16 protein-coding genes are annotated in these 16,042 nt (G+C 41.5%); 4 read left to right on the top strand and 12 right to left on the bottom strand.

The features are described from left to right. Positions 1–91: 91 nt before the first annotated feature. From HUW48_RS22420 to hflX, 9 genes are all read right to left on the bottom strand, one after another. Positions 92–562 carry a hypothetical protein gene (locus HUW48_RS22420; RefSeq protein WP_182413054.1) on the bottom strand — a complete coding sequence of 157 codons (471 nt, stop codon included), beginning with the start codon at positions 560–562 and terminating at the stop codon, positions 92–94. Positions 563–621: 59 nt separating this feature from the next. Beyond that, the gene (locus tag HUW48_RS22415; RefSeq protein ID WP_182413053.1) at positions 622–1,128 is read right to left on the bottom strand and encodes a hypothetical protein; all 507 of its coding nucleotides are present in this window, start codon (positions 1,126–1,128) and stop codon (positions 622–624) included. A 451-nt stretch (positions 1,129–1,579) separates the two neighbouring features. Further along, the gene (locus HUW48_RS22410; RefSeq protein ID WP_182413052.1) at positions 1,580–2,446 is read right to left on the bottom strand and encodes an alpha/beta hydrolase; all 867 of its coding nucleotides are present in this window, start codon (positions 2,444–2,446) and stop codon (positions 1,580–1,582) included. 87 nt (positions 2,447–2,533) lie between these two features. Next, complete coding sequence (locus tag HUW48_RS22405; RefSeq protein WP_182413051.1) at positions 2,534–3,109, bottom strand: YdeI/OmpD-associated family protein; 576 nt, start codon at positions 3,107–3,109, stop codon at positions 2,534–2,536. Positions 3,110–3,309: 200 nt separating this feature from the next. Continuing rightward, positions 3,310–3,804, bottom strand: coding sequence for a cupin domain-containing protein (locus tag HUW48_RS22400; protein WP_182413050.1), 495 nt, complete (start codon positions 3,802–3,804; stop codon positions 3,310–3,312). Positions 3,805–4,022: 218 nt separating this feature from the next. Next, positions 4,023–4,505 (bottom strand): YybH family protein, encoded by a 483-nt coding sequence (locus HUW48_RS22395; protein WP_182413049.1) that lies wholly within the window; start codon positions 4,503–4,505, stop codon positions 4,023–4,025. Between the two features lie 66 nt (positions 4,506–4,571). After that, a complete protein-coding gene (locus HUW48_RS22390; RefSeq protein ID WP_182411961.1) occupies positions 4,572–6,143 on the bottom strand; it encodes an IS1182 family transposase in 1,572 nt (523 codons plus the stop codon). Between the two features lie 160 nt (positions 6,144–6,303). Next, positions 6,304–6,870, bottom strand: a complete 567-nt coding sequence (locus HUW48_RS22385) for a suppressor of fused domain protein (protein ID WP_182413048.1) — start codon at positions 6,868–6,870, stop codon at positions 6,304–6,306. A gap of 214 nt (positions 6,871–7,084) precedes the next feature. After that, positions 7,085–8,317, bottom strand: a complete 1,233-nt coding sequence (gene hflX / locus HUW48_RS22380) for a GTPase HflX (RefSeq protein ID WP_182413047.1) — start codon at positions 8,315–8,317, stop codon at positions 7,085–7,087. Between the two features lie 407 nt (positions 8,318–8,724). Between hflX and HUW48_RS22375 the strand changes: the two genes are divergently transcribed. Both HUW48_RS22375 and rfbC read left to right on the top strand, forming a co-directional pair. Further along, entirely contained in the window at positions 8,725–9,840 is a 1,116-nt protein-coding gene (locus HUW48_RS22375; protein ID WP_182413046.1) for a glycosyltransferase family 4 protein, read from the top strand. A gap of 146 nt (positions 9,841–9,986) precedes the next feature. Then, positions 9,987–10,529, top strand: a complete 543-nt coding sequence (gene rfbC / locus HUW48_RS22370) for a dTDP-4-dehydrorhamnose 3,5-epimerase (RefSeq protein ID WP_182413045.1) — start codon at positions 9,987–9,989, stop codon at positions 10,527–10,529. Between the two features lie 241 nt (positions 10,530–10,770). On the opposite strand, the gene HUW48_RS22365 is transcribed toward rfbC, so the two are convergent. Further along, positions 10,771–12,060: a UDP-N-acetylmuramoyl-tripeptide--D-alanyl-D-alanine ligase gene (locus HUW48_RS22365; RefSeq protein ID WP_182413044.1), complete on the bottom strand. Its 1,290-nt coding sequence runs from the start codon at positions 12,058–12,060 to the stop codon at positions 10,771–10,773. 43 nt (positions 12,061–12,103) lie between these two features. Here HUW48_RS22365 and HUW48_RS22360 point away from each other — a divergent pair, with 43 nt between their 5' ends. Both HUW48_RS22360 and HUW48_RS22355 read left to right on the top strand, forming a co-directional pair. After that, positions 12,104–14,353 (top strand): FG-GAP-like repeat-containing protein, encoded by a 2,250-nt coding sequence (locus HUW48_RS22360; protein WP_182413043.1) that lies wholly within the window; start codon positions 12,104–12,106, stop codon positions 14,351–14,353. 1 nt (position 14,354) lies between these two features. Next, positions 14,355–14,747 (top strand): hypothetical protein, encoded by a 393-nt coding sequence (locus HUW48_RS22355; RefSeq protein ID WP_182413042.1) that lies wholly within the window; start codon positions 14,355–14,357, stop codon positions 14,745–14,747. Between the two features lie 222 nt (positions 14,748–14,969). Here the strand turns inward: HUW48_RS22355 and HUW48_RS22350 are convergent, their stop codons facing one another. Continuing rightward, entirely contained in the window at positions 14,970–15,113 is a 144-nt protein-coding gene (locus HUW48_RS22350) for a hypothetical protein (protein ID WP_182413041.1), read from the bottom strand. A gap of 118 nt (positions 15,114–15,231) precedes the next feature. After that, complete coding sequence (locus HUW48_RS22345; RefSeq protein ID WP_182413040.1) at positions 15,232–16,008, bottom strand: amidohydrolase; 777 nt, start codon at positions 16,006–16,008, stop codon at positions 15,232–15,234. Positions 16,009–16,042 lie beyond the last annotated feature (34 nt).

The following is a 16,042-nucleotide window of genomic DNA, read 5'->3' as shown; positions in this document are numbered from 1 at the left end:
CCCCGTCATTTTTATAGAGTCGTTGTCTTTTGAATTGCCTACAATGGTTTGGCTATGGTGCGTTTATGCCCTATAGGTGTTGTGTAGCCAGTTATTTTTTCTTTTTAAATTCAAATTTATCCAACATATTTCCTAATCTAATTGACTCCTCTTTTGTAGTTAGTCCTACTTGCTCAGCTACTACCATCATGTCTGTCACATAATCAAATTCTATTCTACCTTTAATTCTTCCACGGTCAAGTATTTTTTTGAGTTTATTTTCCCTCTCATAACCAAGCGCTTCATTATTAATCCTTTTCCAGAAATATTCTGTTGTCTCTCCTGATGATTCTTGAAAATAGGTAAACACGTCTTCAATGAAATATTTTAAAGATGCTAGATTCATGTATTGTGGTAGGGGATGCAATAGCTCTTCTTTCCATCCTTTATAGCAAGAAATAACATGTTCATGGCTGGTTTTATCCAAATCCTTAGGGCAGTACTTTTCAAAAGAATCAACAGCAATTTCAATCGCCCTTATTAGTTTTGCTACTTCCTCTTGATACGTTTTTCTCTTTTTCATTATTAGCTTCAACGGTCTCGTATAAACAACGTGCAAGGCCGTCGGCCGTGACATAATGTTTATACAATGTTAGCGGTAGGTATTTTTATAGAAGCTCCTGCTTTTTTAATTTTTTTGCCAAACCAAAGTCCAACAATGATAACAGGTATAAAGCCGAAAAATGTAATCCAAAATATTGGCTTAAAGTAATAATCTACAATCGGATTGTCGTATGTACCAAAATTATCAAGGCCTTCTTGTATAAAACCTATTGTGCTTCCAAGTAGTGTCCCAGTCCAAAGTGTTAAGAAGCCAATGATTATGCCTGTTAATTCATAATCTTTCTTTTTTATTAAAATTAGAAATCCAGCAAGTCGGCCATAGAAGTATCCGGAAAGAATAAATGCAATTGTTCCGACTAATAAGTTTATCCAATAATCAATTTTTGTAAACCAAAGTAAAGCATCTAAGTACGAAGAATCAATCATTATAAAACCTGACATTATCAGGTATGCAACTAAAATTCCGACCAACGTTGACTTTATGCCAATTTTTTGACCAATCAATTTTGCCCTGCTGCTGTCCACTTTCTTTTTAATTTATTGATTACTACTAAATAGCAGATAAACGCAACTACTCCGGTTATCTGCAATATATTTTACTGCATTATTCTGTTTATCTATCCAAAAATAACCGATAAGCAGCACAACTCCGTTCTGGGTATTTTAAAAATTTTACTTTTTCATCCAAGCTTTGCTCTGCCCATTCCTAAATACGTCCGGAGTTTTTCGGGGGCTGCGGTTCTTTGGTTATGTAGTAGTGAAGGCGCAGGCTTCCTGATTGGTTAAGCAATCATTTTGGATGGAGGATTTACGGCACGTTAAATTTAAAATAGTAAAGCTAGGGTTTACAAATTTACAATGGTGGGCTTTTTAGTAAATGGTTGATGCATAGACGTAAACTTTTCAAACACCTTATAACTCTTTCTGGAAAATTAATAGAAGCTTACTATAAATGATTTGCTAAAAGCAGTCTGTTTTATAGTTTGTCCAGAAAAGTAAATATTCTATCGTAAATATATTTCCGTTCGGCTGAGGTTGGGAAGTGATTACTTTCAGGCGAAAAAATTACTTCATTTTTGCTTTTATTTTCCTGCAGCAATTTAACAAATACTTCAAACGTAGCGGGAGGAATTTGGTCGTCCTTCCCGCCGTACCATAAAAAAAATGGTGGGTCATGTTTATCAAAATAAATTATAGGCTCATATTTAGTAATAATTTTATTGGGGGTATAGCCCTCCGTAAAAGGAAACAAGGAATTCCCGATATCTTTCATTAATTGTAGTTCATGATTCATAAATCCTTTTTCAACTACAGCTAATCCATCTACTAATCCCGAAAAATTTATAATTCCAGAAAATTTAATTTCTTTATTTAGCTGGTTAAAATAATCAGAATTGTTTGCCGAAAGGCCTACTATACTTGCAATATGTGCACCTGCCGAAAACCCTACTAAAATTATTTTGTTTAAATTTAATAGGTAAGTTGCCTTATTCGCTTCTAAGTAATGGAGCGCATTAGTTAAATCTTCTATTGCTATAGGTATTCCGCGCTTAAGTCGGTAATTCATATTCACCACATTCAGTCCTTTGTGTAAGTAAGGTTGAATGTATTTTTCCTCTTGAGCTTTGTCGCTAAGGTAAAAAGCGCCACCATGCAGGAAAAGGATAGTAAAATTTTTATCCGCTAATTTTGGGGCCTCTTCAGAGAGGTAAACGTCCATATTTTGCTCTTTATCGGAGCCGTAGTAAACGTCTTTTATAACTTTATAAGTCGATTTTATTTGTTCATTGGACTTATCCGGAATAGTTGAAAGTTTGATTGAGTTGGAGTTTTGAATTGCCATAAAGGATGAATGATGGATTTAGGCAATAAATAAATTTTTATAATTAACGTGAGTTCGAGATAAATATAAGGATACATTAAAAAGTTCTTATTGCAGGTGTTTGGGCTTTTGTTTTTGCGCGGCAAGTTCTACTATTTCGGTTATTCGCTTTTGTCTGGTTTCTGGGCGTTTAGCAAGAGTAACCCACTGTAAAATTGCTTTCCTAACGGATTTGCTTAAATTTTGAAAGTAGTCCAGGGCGAATGGTTTGGTTTTAAGCTCGCTTTCCAGGTCTTCCGGAATTACTAATTTTTCTACTTCATCTAAAATGGTCCAGGAGCCATTTTGCTTGGCTATTTCAATTGTTTTAAATCCGGCGTTAGTCATTAATTGCTCCTCCATCAACCGATTTACTTTGTCTTTATTAATTCTGGACCAGGTACTAGTAGGCTTGCGTTTGCTGAAAAACTGATGCGATGTTTCTTCGTCTATCTTAATTTTCTTACTATCAATCCAACCAAAGCAAAGAGCTACATCTACCGCATTGCTCCAGGTAATAGATGGTTTTCCGGATCCTTTAGTGTAAAAAACAAGCCATACCGCTTGTTTAGAAAGATGGTTTTCCTCTAACCAGTTTCGCCAATCGGTAAGGCTCGCTGGGTAAAATATTTCTATTTCCTGCATTTTATTTTATAATGGTAGCTTCAGGTTCTATTATTAAGGTAGCAAACAGAGCTTTTACTGAGAGCAATGTAATAGCTTGTTAAATATACTGAGCATACGCAATTAAGCCGCTCTTTAATATAGGCCGTGTTAGCGGTTCGGGCATGCATTCTAACTATTTTGCTTTATCCGGTATAAAAAAAATCTGTAAAAATAAAGGCTTAGTCTAGGAAATTGGGTGGATAAAGTTTTTGCCCATATTTTTCGGCTAGTTGTTGCAGTTTGTTTAACTCCTCTGACGTTGGAGGCTGCGGCGTTAAAAATTCACCTGCAGCAATAGGTTTTCCTATTTCTTTGAAAAAGCTCTCCAAACCTGCCGGAACAACGGTACATAGTAAATGTGCAACTGTATCTGTTTTATTTTTAAAGCTATGAACGGCACCTCCCAAAGGAATATTTACAAAAGCCCCTTTTTTTGCCGTGTAGCTGCCGCTTTGCATTTTAAAATCAATTTCTCCCTCAACTACATAAAACATTTCTTGCATGTCTTTATGCGCGTGAGGCCCCGGTCCACCACCAGGAGGTACTACTAGCATGTCAATAACAGCGTAATTGCCACCTGTTTGCTCGCCCGAAATCAGAATACGATACGTGTCGCCAACTACTGAAATACTTTGTCCTTGTTCATTGCCAGTATTAATAATGTTCATGTTCATAAGTATAGCTTTTCAGGTTTAATATTTAGGCGAGATGGTAAGAATAACCATTAACGGTTTATAGCTTTAAGAAGTAAGGGCATTGGGAGAACTGCAGCTTAATTTACTTTTTGCTGCTCAATAAAAGTAATCCGCTAAACGTATATTCTTCAGCCCTTATTTTTTAAAGCTGCTGTTGGCTGCTTGCTTCTTTGTTCAAACCGACATTGTCAGAATATTTACTTCGGATTTTCTGCCGTATTAGAACCGGCTACAGTAGTATTTTGGTCATGCGTTAATAACCATTTTCCCTTTTGTTTTACTACTACATAAGTTTTTAAATTCAGTTCATTTTTATGCTTCACGCCAGCCGGTAATTCAAAGTCGCTAATCTTGTGAATGACATCTGCTATTGCAACATCAGGAGTAATAAAGCGAATACTCATGCTTTGTATTGTCATACTTACTCCCTTTAAAATTGTTTGATGAACTCCTCTAACTACCTTTAAAACTTCCTCACGCCCTTTGACGATTCCGCCTCCTGGATCGAGGTGTTCCCAATCTGAGGTTGTATAAGCAGCAGCATTTTTAAAACTTCCATCATTGAAATCATCTTGAAATGCATTGATTACCTTTTTTACTGATTCTTCATCCTTGGAACTTTGTCCCATGCTAACAATTGAGACAAAAACTGTCAGCAGTAAAAAAATAAAAGTTTTCATATGCCTAATTTTAATTTGTAATGAGTAAATTTTTAATGGTCAAGCTTGCAGCCAACGGCAGTTTGTCTAATAACCTCGGCTAGATAGTTTCATAAAGATAGTATTCTTAAGATATATAAAGTAGCAGTTTAGACTTATTGTTATATTTTCCATGTATCGCTGCAACTGTACGCTAACTTTAGTACGGGAGCCGATTAGTAAGGCAGCTCGTGCTTGGATATAAGCCATAACGGCCTGCATCCCCAGTATGTGGAGCAGCCGGCGTAGGTTGTAGGCCACCAGCATGAGTCCCACATCAGCCGAAGCACGGGCTATGCCCTTCTTGGAGAGTACGTAGCTGTAGCCCCACTGCCTTTTCAGGGTGCCGAAAGGATGCTCGACAATGGCCTGTCGCCGCTTGTAAAGCTCCGGGTTGGCGGTAATGTTCGCTCGATTCTTTTCAAAAACGGGGGAGTAGACGTTGCGTTCGATAAGTTTGCCGTTTTTAGCCGTGGTGCAGCGAATACGGGCGAGACAACTTTTACAGGACCTGGTGCGGTACTGCCAAAAGCTAGTCTGGTTGGAATAACCCCGATTTTTAGTGTAGATGCTACCGTTGGTGGTAAGCACCTGTTGCTGCGGGCAGACATACACATTTCTGGCAGGGTCATAGGCAAAGTGCTCTAGGTTGTAGTTGGCGTCCGGGGCACTAGCAGCCGGTGCTGGAATGGCTACCAGTGTGCGGATACCCAGCCGTTGGGCGATTTCCAGTTCTGAGCCCGTATGGTACCCCTTGTCAAAGAGAGCGGAGAAGGAACTATGACCAACGATACTCTTGGCCCGGCGCAGCATATTACCCATCGCCTTACTGTCGTTGTGGTTCGTCACTTGGTAGTCAATAGGCAGGCAGTGCTTGGCGTCTACGGTAGTCTGTACGTTGTAAGCTACTTCGGTAATAGTATTTCGGATGATCATCTGCCGGCTTTCTGGATCTGAGGTGGACACCTGTTCCTCTCCCGAGTTCTTTAGCTGCTGAGCCAACTGGCGGTAATACTGTTGCCGCTGCAAGTGCTTGGTCATCGCCTGGGTGATCTGCTCTCTTTCCGCGGCATTATCTACTAGGGCAAGGGCTTGGGTGAAGCCAGCCAGCTTGTTTTCAATGTAGGCCAGGTGACGCGCAATCTTGCTTTGGTTATAGTTATTTTTCTTGGAGTTCTGAGCCCGCAGCTTCGTGCTGTCACCAGCCAGCAGTTGTCCCCCGATCAGTTGAAAGTGACGGGCCATTTGAACGGTGGTCCGAAAGACCTGGGTGATGGCTTTGGGGTAATTCTTGCGGAAGTTGGCAATCGTGTTGTGGTCCGGGGTGAGTTGGCCCAGCAGCCACATCACTTCAATATTGCGGTGGCATTCCTTCTCCAGGCACCGGGAGGAGCGGATGCGATTGAGATAGCCATAGATAAAGAGCTTAAGTAAGATGGCTGGATGGTAAGCCGGGCGGCCATTCTCGGTAAACGCCAGGCGGAAGCCTAGTTTCTGGAGCGGGAGTGCGTCTACAAAGGCATCGATGTAACGCACCTCATTCTCCGCTGAAATGGCCTCCTCCAGGCTGGCACCGGAAAAAGGAACTTGACTGCGTGGGCTACTTTGTATAAACTTCATCAGGTAAGTGAGCTAGTACTTTATTGTTTAGTTACTTAGCCTACTGGAGGTTACAAATTATATTATGTTATTAGACAGTCTGACGGACTAGTGTAAACGACGCGCTAGGCCATCGGCCGAAGCATAAAGTATACACGTGGTTAGCTGTTGTTTTTCTTAATTATACCACTAGTTCTTTTCTGTTTGGATTCAGATAATCAAGTTGCTTTTCCTCAAATAGCTGTTCCAAATCTTCTACACCATTTCCCATTTTATAGTCCCGTTCCTTTTCTGTAATTGGTATGAACCAGTAACAATTAATTACCTTCTCTCCTAATTCCAAAATTTCAAGTTGTTCCCCATCTAAATAGGGAAGGGATATAAATCCGTGGTCACATTTCGAATCATCAAGCCAAGGCTGCCCAATATTTACCGTGTGATTCAAATCTAAAGGAAGAACATTCCTGTGGTAAGATGCTGCAACTGTCAATAATTCTATAAGTGCAACGTCCTGACGAGGTGAGTAAATGAAAAGCTCAATAAGATTTTCTTCTTCACAATCAACTGACATCCCAACTGTGCAATAAGTCCAGAAGTCGTGGATTTTATTTGGAGCAAACTCAAGAATATAAAAGTTTGGGTGAAGTTTTTCTTTTGGTCCTTTATCTAAAACTTTTTTGTTTCCAGAAGTTTGAAAATAGCTTTCATAATGTTGCTGTACCTTATAAACATATTCCTGTGAACTCATAGAGTTTTTTTGCTTTTAAATATCAGCTAACTACCAGATAAACGGAGTAACTCCGGTTATCTGCATTATATTTTACTTCCTTATTCCATATATCCTCCCAAATACAACCGATAACCGGAACTCGTGCCAGTAATTGGTAGTAGGTACAAGTCTTTAGCTACCATAACCGAATACCGGAAAAAGATTTAAAATAAAATCAGCGAAAAAGTAAATATTAACCCTCGTACCTGTCTGGGGTATGCAGTTCTTCGGCGGAAGGGGGCAAAACATTTGGGTAGCGCTCATTATGAATGGTGGCTACCCGGGCGAACAACTCTTCTCGTAGGGCATCAATGTTCAGGCGGGCCGTGGCCGAAATAAAAATGGCCGGATTATGCATTTTAGCCATGTACGTTTGCCTGAGGTCCTCTAACGTGGGCCGTTCGGCGCCTTCGCCCATATCGTTAAGTTCTTCTGCTTCCTGAGTGCGGTACTGGTCTATTTTGTTAAACACGAGCAACACCGGTTTTTCGGCGGAGTTAATTTCCTTTAAAGTTTTATTTACTATTTCAATGTGTTCTTCAAACGAAGGGTGCGAAATATCTACTACGTGCACGAGCAAATCAGCTTCGCGAATTTCATCCAGGGTAGATTTAAAACTCTCGATCAGGCGGGTAGGCAATTTGCGAATAAATCCTACCGTGTCTGACAACAAAAAAGGAATTTGGTTAATTACTACTTTGCGCACGGTCGCATCAACGGTAGCAAATAATTTGTTTTCGGCAAAAACATCTGATTTAGATAGTAAATTCATGAGCGTGGATTTGCCTACGTTGGTATAACCAACCAAAGCTACGCGCACCATTTCGGCCCGTGCTTTTCGCTGCTGATAATTTTGCTTATCCAGTTTGTCGAGCTTGTCGCGGAGCAAAGCAATTTTATCGCGCACAATCCGACGGTCCGTTTCAATTTCTGTTTCACCGGGGCCCCGCATGCCTACACCCCCTTTTTGCCGCGATAAGTGGGTCCAGAGGTTAGTTAACCGGGGTAAAAAGTATTGGTACTGAGCCATTTCAACCTGTGTGCGGGCCTGAGCCGTTTTAGCCCGTTGCGCGAAAATATCCAGAATTAATAAACTACGGTCTACGATTTTTACCTTGAGCTCGCTTTCCAGGTTGCGCACCTGCGAAGGAGTAAGGTCGTCGTCGAAAATAACCATGTCAATCTGAAATTCTTCCACGAAGGCTTTAATTTCTTCGAGCTTGCCTTTGCCCACGTACGTGCGAATGTCGGGTTTCTCTAATTTCTGAATAAAACGCTTAATGGCTTGAACCCCTACAGTTTCCGTAAGAAAAGCCAGTTCGTGCAAATATTCTTCGGTTTGTTCGTCGGGTTGCGTTTTAGAAGGAACAGCTATTAAAACAGCAGTTTCCTGCACTTTAGCGGTATCATGTAATTTTTTGGCCATGTAAAAAATAAAAGTAAAATAAAAAGTGTACGTTAATTTTTGCAAAAAGGCCACGTAAGCAGCCCTACAAGTACTATTTCCGTTGGTTACCTATGCGTTGTTCTAAAAATCTGTTTTACTAAATAAGCTGATTAATCAATTACCCATTTTAATATAATTAGAAGGGATAAGAATAACTCAAATTTTAGCCGCTTTTCAACTCTGTTAAAACAGCTTATTCAACTTCTTTCAACGTAGCTGGCCCGCCAGGAAACCGGAAAGTAGGGTAAAAAAAGTAAATTTTGATTTTCTGACAGCCTATTTTTTAAATAATACAACCCAAAAGCCTTAACCAGGGTAATAGCAGGAACTTTGCCGGGAACTTTCTATCTTTGTGGCGCTAAAAAACGGGCGGAGCGAAAGCCATTATGCGGATTGCCATTGTAATTAATACTTCCTGGAATATTTACAATTTTCGGATGAGCCTGGTAAAAGCGCTTTTGGCAGAGGGGCACGAAGTAATAGCCATTGCTCCACCTGATGCTTATTCGCCGTATTTAGTAGCCGCCGGTTGCCAATACGTACCTATCCAAATGGAAAATAAAGGTACCAATCCTTTGCAGGATATGCTTTTAATTAAGCAGTTTTATTCGGTTTATACCAAAGTGCAGCCCCAGGTAATTTTACAATATACCATTAAACCTAATATTTACGGTACGTTGGCGGCTAAATTAGCGGGCATTCCTACTATTAATAACGTTTCGGGTTTGGGTACGGTGTTTATTGTGCGCAACCTGGTTTCGAAAGTGGCTTTGGGTTTATACCGCCTGGCTTTTTGGTTTCCGTTAAAAGTATTCTTTCAGAATCACGACGACCAGGCTTTATTTATTCATTATAAACTGGTGAAGCCTCGCTTAACGGATGTGCTGCCCGGTTCGGGTATTGATATTAAAAAATTTGTGCCCGCACCCGTATTTACCCGTAACCTGGACTTTACTTTTTTAATGATTGCCCGCGTGCTGTACGAAAAAGGCGTGGTAGAATTTGTAGAAGCCAGCCGGAAGTTAAAACAAAAATACCCGCAGGTACGCTGCCAATTGCTGGGCGGCCTCGATGAAGCAGGCAATATTGGTATCAAGAAAAACACATTTATGGCTTGGGTAAACGAAGGCGCTATTGAATATTTAGGTACCACCGACGATGTAGCTTCGGTTATTTTAGAATCGGATTGCGTAGTATTGCCTTCTTACCGCGAAGGTACGCCTAAAACCTTACTGGAAGCTGCTGCGTTGGGTAAACCTATTATTACTACCTATGTGCCGGGTTGTAAAGAAACAGTGGTTAACGGCGAAAATGGTTACCTCTGCGAAGTACGCAACGCAACGGATCTGGCAACTAAAATGGAGCAAATGTATTTGTTAGCCGATTCTCAACTGCAACAAATGGGCGCTGCCAGTCGCCGGTTAGCCGTTACTAAATTCGATGAACAATTGGTGATTGATAAATATTTAGCCGTGATTAACTCTATTCCGGCCAAAGCTTAAAAATCAGGATAAACAAACTTTAAACTTTTTTAAAAATAGGTTTTGCTGGATAGGAGGGTCTCTTTTCTAAAACAATCCGGTTCAAAACTTAACTATAAATTTTACTTTTTTAAGAGCATAAATAGGTTTTACTTACAATACACCTTATGGAATTTAAACGCTTTCTGATGGATGGTCCCGTGGAAATTATTCCGCGCCGGTTTGGCGATGCCCGGGGTTACTTTTTTGAATCGTATAGTTACCGCGTTTTTGCGGAAAATGGTATCTCTACAGAATTTGTTCAGGATAATCAATCGGTATCGCAGCGGGGGGTGTTGCGCGGACTTCATTTTCAGAAGCCTCCCTACGCGCAGGCCAAACTCGTGCGGGTAGCTGCCGGCCGGGCCTTAGATATTGCCGTGGATATCCGGAAAAATTCGCCTACGTACGGCCAGCACATTGCCTGCGAGCTCGACGCCGAAAAGAATAATATGTTTTTTATTCCGGAAGGTTTTGCGCATGGGTTTGCCGCCCTAACCGACAATACTATTTTTATGTACAAATGCAGTCATTACTATAATCCAGCCGCAGAAGGCGGCCTCCTCTGGAACGATCCAGCCCTCGGCATAAACTGGGAATTAACCGAACCCATTCTTTCCCCCAAAGACATAATCCTACCTAAACTACAAGAACTAGATTCAGGCTTTTAAGAATAAAATTATCTGGTATAACCAAGTAGTTACAAGTAGTTAATAGAAACTGACACCAGTTTGGCTATAGAGGGCCTTTTAGCGTTCCGGTGCTGCAGAGCAGCATGGCGCAACGGAGTGAGCCAAGGTTCGCTAAACCGTCTCAGCCATGTCAAACTAGATAGCACCTGAGCCTGGAGACTTGAAAAGGCTCCAAAGCTCAACAGGCAACAATACGTCTATTTAATTGGTTAATAGGCAACTATCCCAAACTATCTACTAACGTTTCTAAACTCATTCCGCGGGAGCCTTTAATTAATATCAAACTGTTTTGTACTGGATGTTCTTGCAGCCATTGCTGCAGTTCAGCTTTGGTATTAAAATGCCAGGCGGCCGGAGCATAGGCGCTGGCATTTTCCATTTCAGGACCGCACAACAGCACTTGGTCAAACGGTAAGTTGGCGGTTAGTTTACCTAATTGGGCGTGTTCTTCGGCGCTAGCAGTTCCCAATTCCAGCATATCACCCAGAATTAAGACCCGGTGCTCGGCTTCTGCTTGAGCAAAGTTTTTTACCGAGGCAGCCATCGACGAAGGATTTGCATTGTAGGCATCCAGCAAAATGGTATTCGTTCCTTTTTTAATTATTTGGGAGCGGTTATTAGATGGTAGGTAACTAGCTACTCCGGCGTTAATTTTAGTAATAGGTACATTAAAGTATTTGCCAATGCACGAAGCAGCCGCTATATTTTCAAAATTATATTCACCAATAATTTGGGTAGTAACAATTTCACCGTTCTCCGATTCGTAAACTACGTAGGGCAAGGCCGAAATAAATTTGCAATGAAAAAAATCGCCGGGAGCCGGAAAAGTAATTTTAGTAAGTAATCGGCTTCCCATCCGTTGTAAAAGTTCGTTTTGGGAATTAATAAAAGCCGTTCCGCGGTTTTGTAACAGGTGTCTGTACAACTCGCTCTTTGCGCGGGCTACTCCCTCTAAGCTGCCAAAACCTTCTAAATGGGCTTTGCCAATGTTCGTGATAATACCGTGGGTAGGCTCGGCTATCCGGCAAAGCTGTTCAATTTCGCCAATATGGTTGGCACCCATTTCAATAATGGCAATCTGGTGTTCGGGCTTAATGTTGAGTATAGTGAGCGGTACCCCAATGTGGTTATTTAAATTGCCTTTGGTGTATACCGTATTAAACCGCTGGCTTAAAACAGCGTTTATTAATTCTTTAGTGGTGGTTTTACCGTTAGAACCTGTTATGCCAATTACCGGAATGGTAAGCTTTTGCCGGTGAAAATTTGCTAAATCCTGCAAAGCCTTTAAAGTATCAGGTACTACCAATACCTGGTTGCTGGCCATACTGGGGTCATCCACCACGGCATAACGGGCGCCTTTGGCTAAGGCTTGCTCGGCAAACTGGTTCCCGTTAAAGTTGGGGCCGTGTAAAGCAAAAAATAAGCTGTTATTTTGGTTGGCTCTTGAGTCGGTGCTCACGGCCGCACATTCCAGATATTTTTCGTAGAGCAAGAGTATGGTTTCTGCCATATATTTGTATAGATTGAACTTCTTTCAGCGTTACTTAATTCGTATGACAAGGTTTTTATTTGGTTTTCTGCTTATTGGTTTTTGGGCATTTCACAGTCAAAGCTTCGCGCAGCAATATTATGAAATTCGTTACCAAAATAACGCAAAGATTACCGTAGGAGCGAAAATTTTTAATAGTCCCTGGGCCGGAGGTTTAAACAGTGCGGTTTTTTCCAAAATAGATTTAAACCACGACCAAACCGAAGATTTATTTGTTTTCGACCGGACTCAAAATAAAATTACTACCTATCTGGCAAAACAAGTAAACGGCCAATGGACTTGGCAGCACCAACCCGAATACGAAGTTCTGTTTCCGGACAGCCTGCAAGATTGGGTAGTTCTGCGCGATTACAACCAGGATGGCCGCAAAGATATTTTTACCAAAACCAATTTGGGCATAAAAGTATATCAAAATGTTACACTTCCTAATGGCCCTCTGCAATTTACTTTAGCCGAAGATTTTATTAGGTTTAACAATGGTGTAAATATTCAGGTGAGCGGCGACGATTTGCCCGGAATTCAGGATTTGGATAACGATGGCGATTTAGATATTTTGTGTTTCGACTTTGCTTCGGGGCATACGATTCAGTTGTACAAAAATATGCAAGCCGAAGACAAACTGGCAACCGACAGTTTACGGTATAAACTCGACGATTCCTGGTGGGGCAAATTAACTAAATGCGAAGATGATTGCGGTCATTACGTTTTTAATTCGGCTTGCCGTACTACAGGTACCAAGCACAGTGTACCAGCTACTATTCTGGCCCTTGATTTAGACAACGACCTGGATAAAGACGTTTTACTGGGCGGCGATCCTTGCAGCGAACTGGTCCGGATTATGAATCAGGGTACACCTGCCAAAGCCGTTATGAACAGCGCCGGGGTACAGAAAGCTTTTCCGGCAAATACTACGCCCGCTAACTTCCGGCAGTTTCTGGCAGCTTATTACGAAGACGTAACCTTCGATAACGTTCCGGATTTACTCGTGTCGCCGTACTTACCGGCCAATGTCGATGGCATTAACACTAATCAATCGGTTTGGTTGTACCGCAATACGGCAGCCGTTAATGCCAGCCCGGTGTTTTCGTTTGAGCAAAATAACTTTTTACAGGATAATATGCTGGATGTGGGCGAAGACAGTGCGCCCGCTTTTGCCGATGTGGATGCCGATGGCGATTTAGATTTACTAATTGGCAAGTATGCTACCATGCGCGACGACAATTCTGTGAGTAGCCTAAGTTTGTACGAAAATATAGGCACCTCTACCGAACCGCATTTTAGTTTTAAAACTGACGACTACGCTAATCTTTCTGCCTTAGGCTTGCAGGGAATAAAACCCCGTTTTGCCGATGTAAACGGAGATAATGCTTTGGATCTTACCTTTACCGTTTTAAATAGTTCTACGGGCAGCAATAAATATATTTTAAACAGTGCTAAAGCAGGTCAGCCTTTTAACTTTGATGTTACGAAAGTACAGTCGTTATCTATTGGCGAGAATGTAGGTGATGTTGCGCTTTTTTACGATTTAGACCGCGACGGTGACCAGGATATATTAATTGGGGCAAGTCTGCCCATCTCTGAAACCAGCGGGCCATTACTTTTTTACCGTAATACCGGTACGGCCACTAAGCCGGTGTACACGCTAGCTAACGAAAGTTTTGGTAATATTTCCTACAGCGAAGATGCCGTTCGCACGCTTTATCCGCTTATTGCCGATTTAAATAACGATAATTCTCCGGAGTTAATTACCGTAGATAACCGCGGCGTAATTAAAATATACGCCAATTTTATGGCTGATTTAAATGCTACGTTCCAGGAAACTCCGGCTTTGTTAGCCAACTCTATTAGTAACCAGGCAGTAGCTACCCGTTTAGGTGCCCACGTAGCTTTAGCCGCCGCCGATTTAAACGGCGATCGTCAACCGGAAATTATTGCCGGCAATTCCGGAGGCGGATTATTTTACTTAACGCAACAGCTCCGCAACGGTACCGGCCTGGAAGATGAAAAACCAACCCCAACTTTAGCTATTTCTGTTTTCCCAAATCCGGCTACCCAGGAAGTAACCGTTACTGGACCCGAGAAAATGGTGGTTAGTTTATATAGCTCCGAAGGAAGAAAAGTACGCTCCAGTGGTTTAAGTTACGCCCGGGAACACCAGTTTAACGTGGCCAATTTAGCAGCCGGTTTGTATTATGTACAAGTACAAACTGCAGCGGGTAAAACAGCTGGTTACCGGTTACTAATTAGCCAATAATATGTTTGCTTTTATTTACGCCGATTTACAATTCCAACCCATTTTTCCGTATCAAAAACCACTTCTAATTAAAGTAAAAAATTACTTTCCGAAAGTAGATTGCCTGGACGTAGATTCTTTTTCTGAAGAGTTTTTAATTACGCATACCTGCCAGGTAACCCAACAAGCAGAGCGCTGCAGTATTTACTTTAACTGTCCGGAACCGGATATATCTTTAGGTGCTACAATCCGTTTAGCAGAAGTTCTTATTCGTCGGCAGCAACAGAGTTTGGTTATTTTACAAGGCGAACACCAACGGCTCGAACGCCTGCTCACCAACCGAACCCAACTTACTTTTTTTAAAAACCCAGAGGAACAGCTTTTATTTCAGAATTTAGAAGATTTTTATAGTTAGTGCTTTAGAAGGCAAACCAAAACCTTAGTTAAGAAATTTCTATCAAATAAAAATAAGTAAAGCAAATCTACTATTCCTACCAATCTTATTGTTTAACCATTATCGCCCGTGACTTCCGTCACTTTCCTTTTAAAGCTGACAAATTGATAGAATACATAGTTTGCAAGGCACGGAAGTAACTTCCGCGCCATAAAGACCATAAAGAAGTCGTAGAGAGTTGATTCAGGTCTCTACTAGTAACTGACACCAGTTTGGCTGTTGAGGGCCTTCTAAGGTTCCGGTGTGGCATAGCCACATTCCGCAGACGGAGTCGAGGAAAGGAAGCTTAGACCAGCCCGAAAGAGCCAAACGAGGCCCGCCGGCCATGAGGCAAACTTAGTCCTTTGAACTGCATCAGCACCCTAGCTTGGAGACTTGCAAAGGCTCCAAAAGCAAGCCGATATTAAACAAATAATCTAATAATTGTTACAATAAATAGATGCTTTTACGATATCGTAAAATCATCAGCATCCAAATAAGCCGGAAAGCTCTTTCGGAAATCTTCTAATTCCTGGCGATTAAGAGTAATGGTTTGAGTACTCTCCTTGGACCCCGCCGAAAATAAAATAGCACCTTTAAAATTAACTACCATCGAATCTCCGTTGTACAAATGACCGTTGCCATCGTCGCCTATCCGGTTTACCCCAGCTACATAGGCTACATTCTCAATGGCGCGGGCGGGTAGTAAGGTTTTCCAGGCTATATCTCTTTTCGCGGGCCAATTTGCCACGTAGAGCAGTAAGTCGTATTCGTTTTGTACGTTGCGGCTCCAAACCGGGAATCGCAGATCATAGCAAATCAAGGGGCAAACCTTCCATCCTTTTAAGGTGACGATTAACTTACGCGCTCCGGCAGCATATACCTGGGTTTCGCCGGCCATTCTAAATAAATGTTTTTTGTCGTAATAAGCATAGTTGCCATCAGGCGGCATCCAGATTAAACGATTAAAATAATTCTCGCCTTCTTTTATAATCAAACTTCCGGTAATTACAGCTTTAGTTGCTGCGGCCATGTTTTGCAGCCAGAGTAAAGTGGGGCCATACATGGTTTCGGCCAGTTCCGGAGCCTGCATACTAAAGCCAGTCGTAAACATTTCCGGCAGAATTATTAAATCGGTAGGTTGATTTATCTCTTCTATTTTATGGGCCAGCATTTCCAGGTTTAAGGCTCGATCGTGCCAGTAAAGCGGCGTTTGAATGAAGGTTATAGTTAAGTTCTGCATGGTTAAAAAAAGTAAATTTTCTGGAATGGGGCCG

The organism is Adhaeribacter radiodurans (assembly GCF_014075995.1).
Lineage (GTDB): Bacteria > Bacteroidota > Bacteroidia > Cytophagales > Hymenobacteraceae > Adhaeribacter > Adhaeribacter radiodurans.
This window is presented reverse-complemented; position numbering and strand designations above follow the sequence as displayed.

Coding starts and splice junctions, on each gene's coding strand:
- HUW48_RS22375 (WP_182413046.1), top strand. CDS start 8,725: ATGCGGATTGCCATTGTAATTAATACTTCCTGGAATATTTACAATTTT.
- HUW48_RS22420 (WP_182413054.1), bottom strand. CDS start 562: ATGAAAAAGAGAAAAACGTATCAAGAGGAAGTAGCAAAACTAATAAGG.
- HUW48_RS22345 (WP_182413040.1), bottom strand. CDS start 16,008: ATGCAGAACTTAACTATAACCTTCATTCAAACGCCGCTTTACTGGCAC.
- HUW48_RS22360 (WP_182413043.1), top strand. CDS start 12,104: ATGACAAGGTTTTTATTTGGTTTTCTGCTTATTGGTTTTTGGGCATTT.
- hflX (WP_182413047.1), bottom strand. CDS start 8,317: ATGGCCAAAAAATTACATGATACCGCTAAAGTGCAGGAAACTGCTGTT.
- HUW48_RS22405 (WP_182413051.1), bottom strand. CDS start 3,109: ATGCAGGAAATAGAAATATTTTACCCAGCGAGCCTTACCGATTGGCGA.
- HUW48_RS22385 (WP_182413048.1), bottom strand. CDS start 6,870: ATGAGTTCACAGGAATATGTTTATAAGGTACAGCAACATTATGAAAGC.
- HUW48_RS22400 (WP_182413050.1), bottom strand. CDS start 3,804: ATGAACATGAACATTATTAATACTGGCAATGAACAAGGACAAAGTATT.
- HUW48_RS22365 (WP_182413044.1), bottom strand. CDS start 12,060: ATGGCAGAAACCATACTCTTGCTCTACGAAAAATATCTGGAATGTGCG.
- HUW48_RS22390 (WP_182411961.1), bottom strand. CDS start 6,143: ATGAAGTTTATACAAAGTAGCCCACGCAGTCAAGTTCCTTTTTCCGGT.
- HUW48_RS22350 (WP_182413041.1), bottom strand. CDS start 15,113: ATGGCCGGCGGGCCTCGTTTGGCTCTTTCGGGCTGGTCTAAGCTTCCT.
- HUW48_RS22395 (WP_182413049.1), bottom strand. CDS start 4,505: ATGAAAACTTTTATTTTTTTACTGCTGACAGTTTTTGTCTCAATTGTT.
- HUW48_RS22410 (WP_182413052.1), bottom strand. CDS start 2,446: ATGGCAATTCAAAACTCCAACTCAATCAAACTTTCAACTATTCCGGAT.
- HUW48_RS22355 (WP_182413042.1), top strand. CDS start 14,355: ATGTTTGCTTTTATTTACGCCGATTTACAATTCCAACCCATTTTTCCG.
- rfbC (WP_182413045.1), top strand. CDS start 9,987: ATGGAATTTAAACGCTTTCTGATGGATGGTCCCGTGGAAATTATTCCG.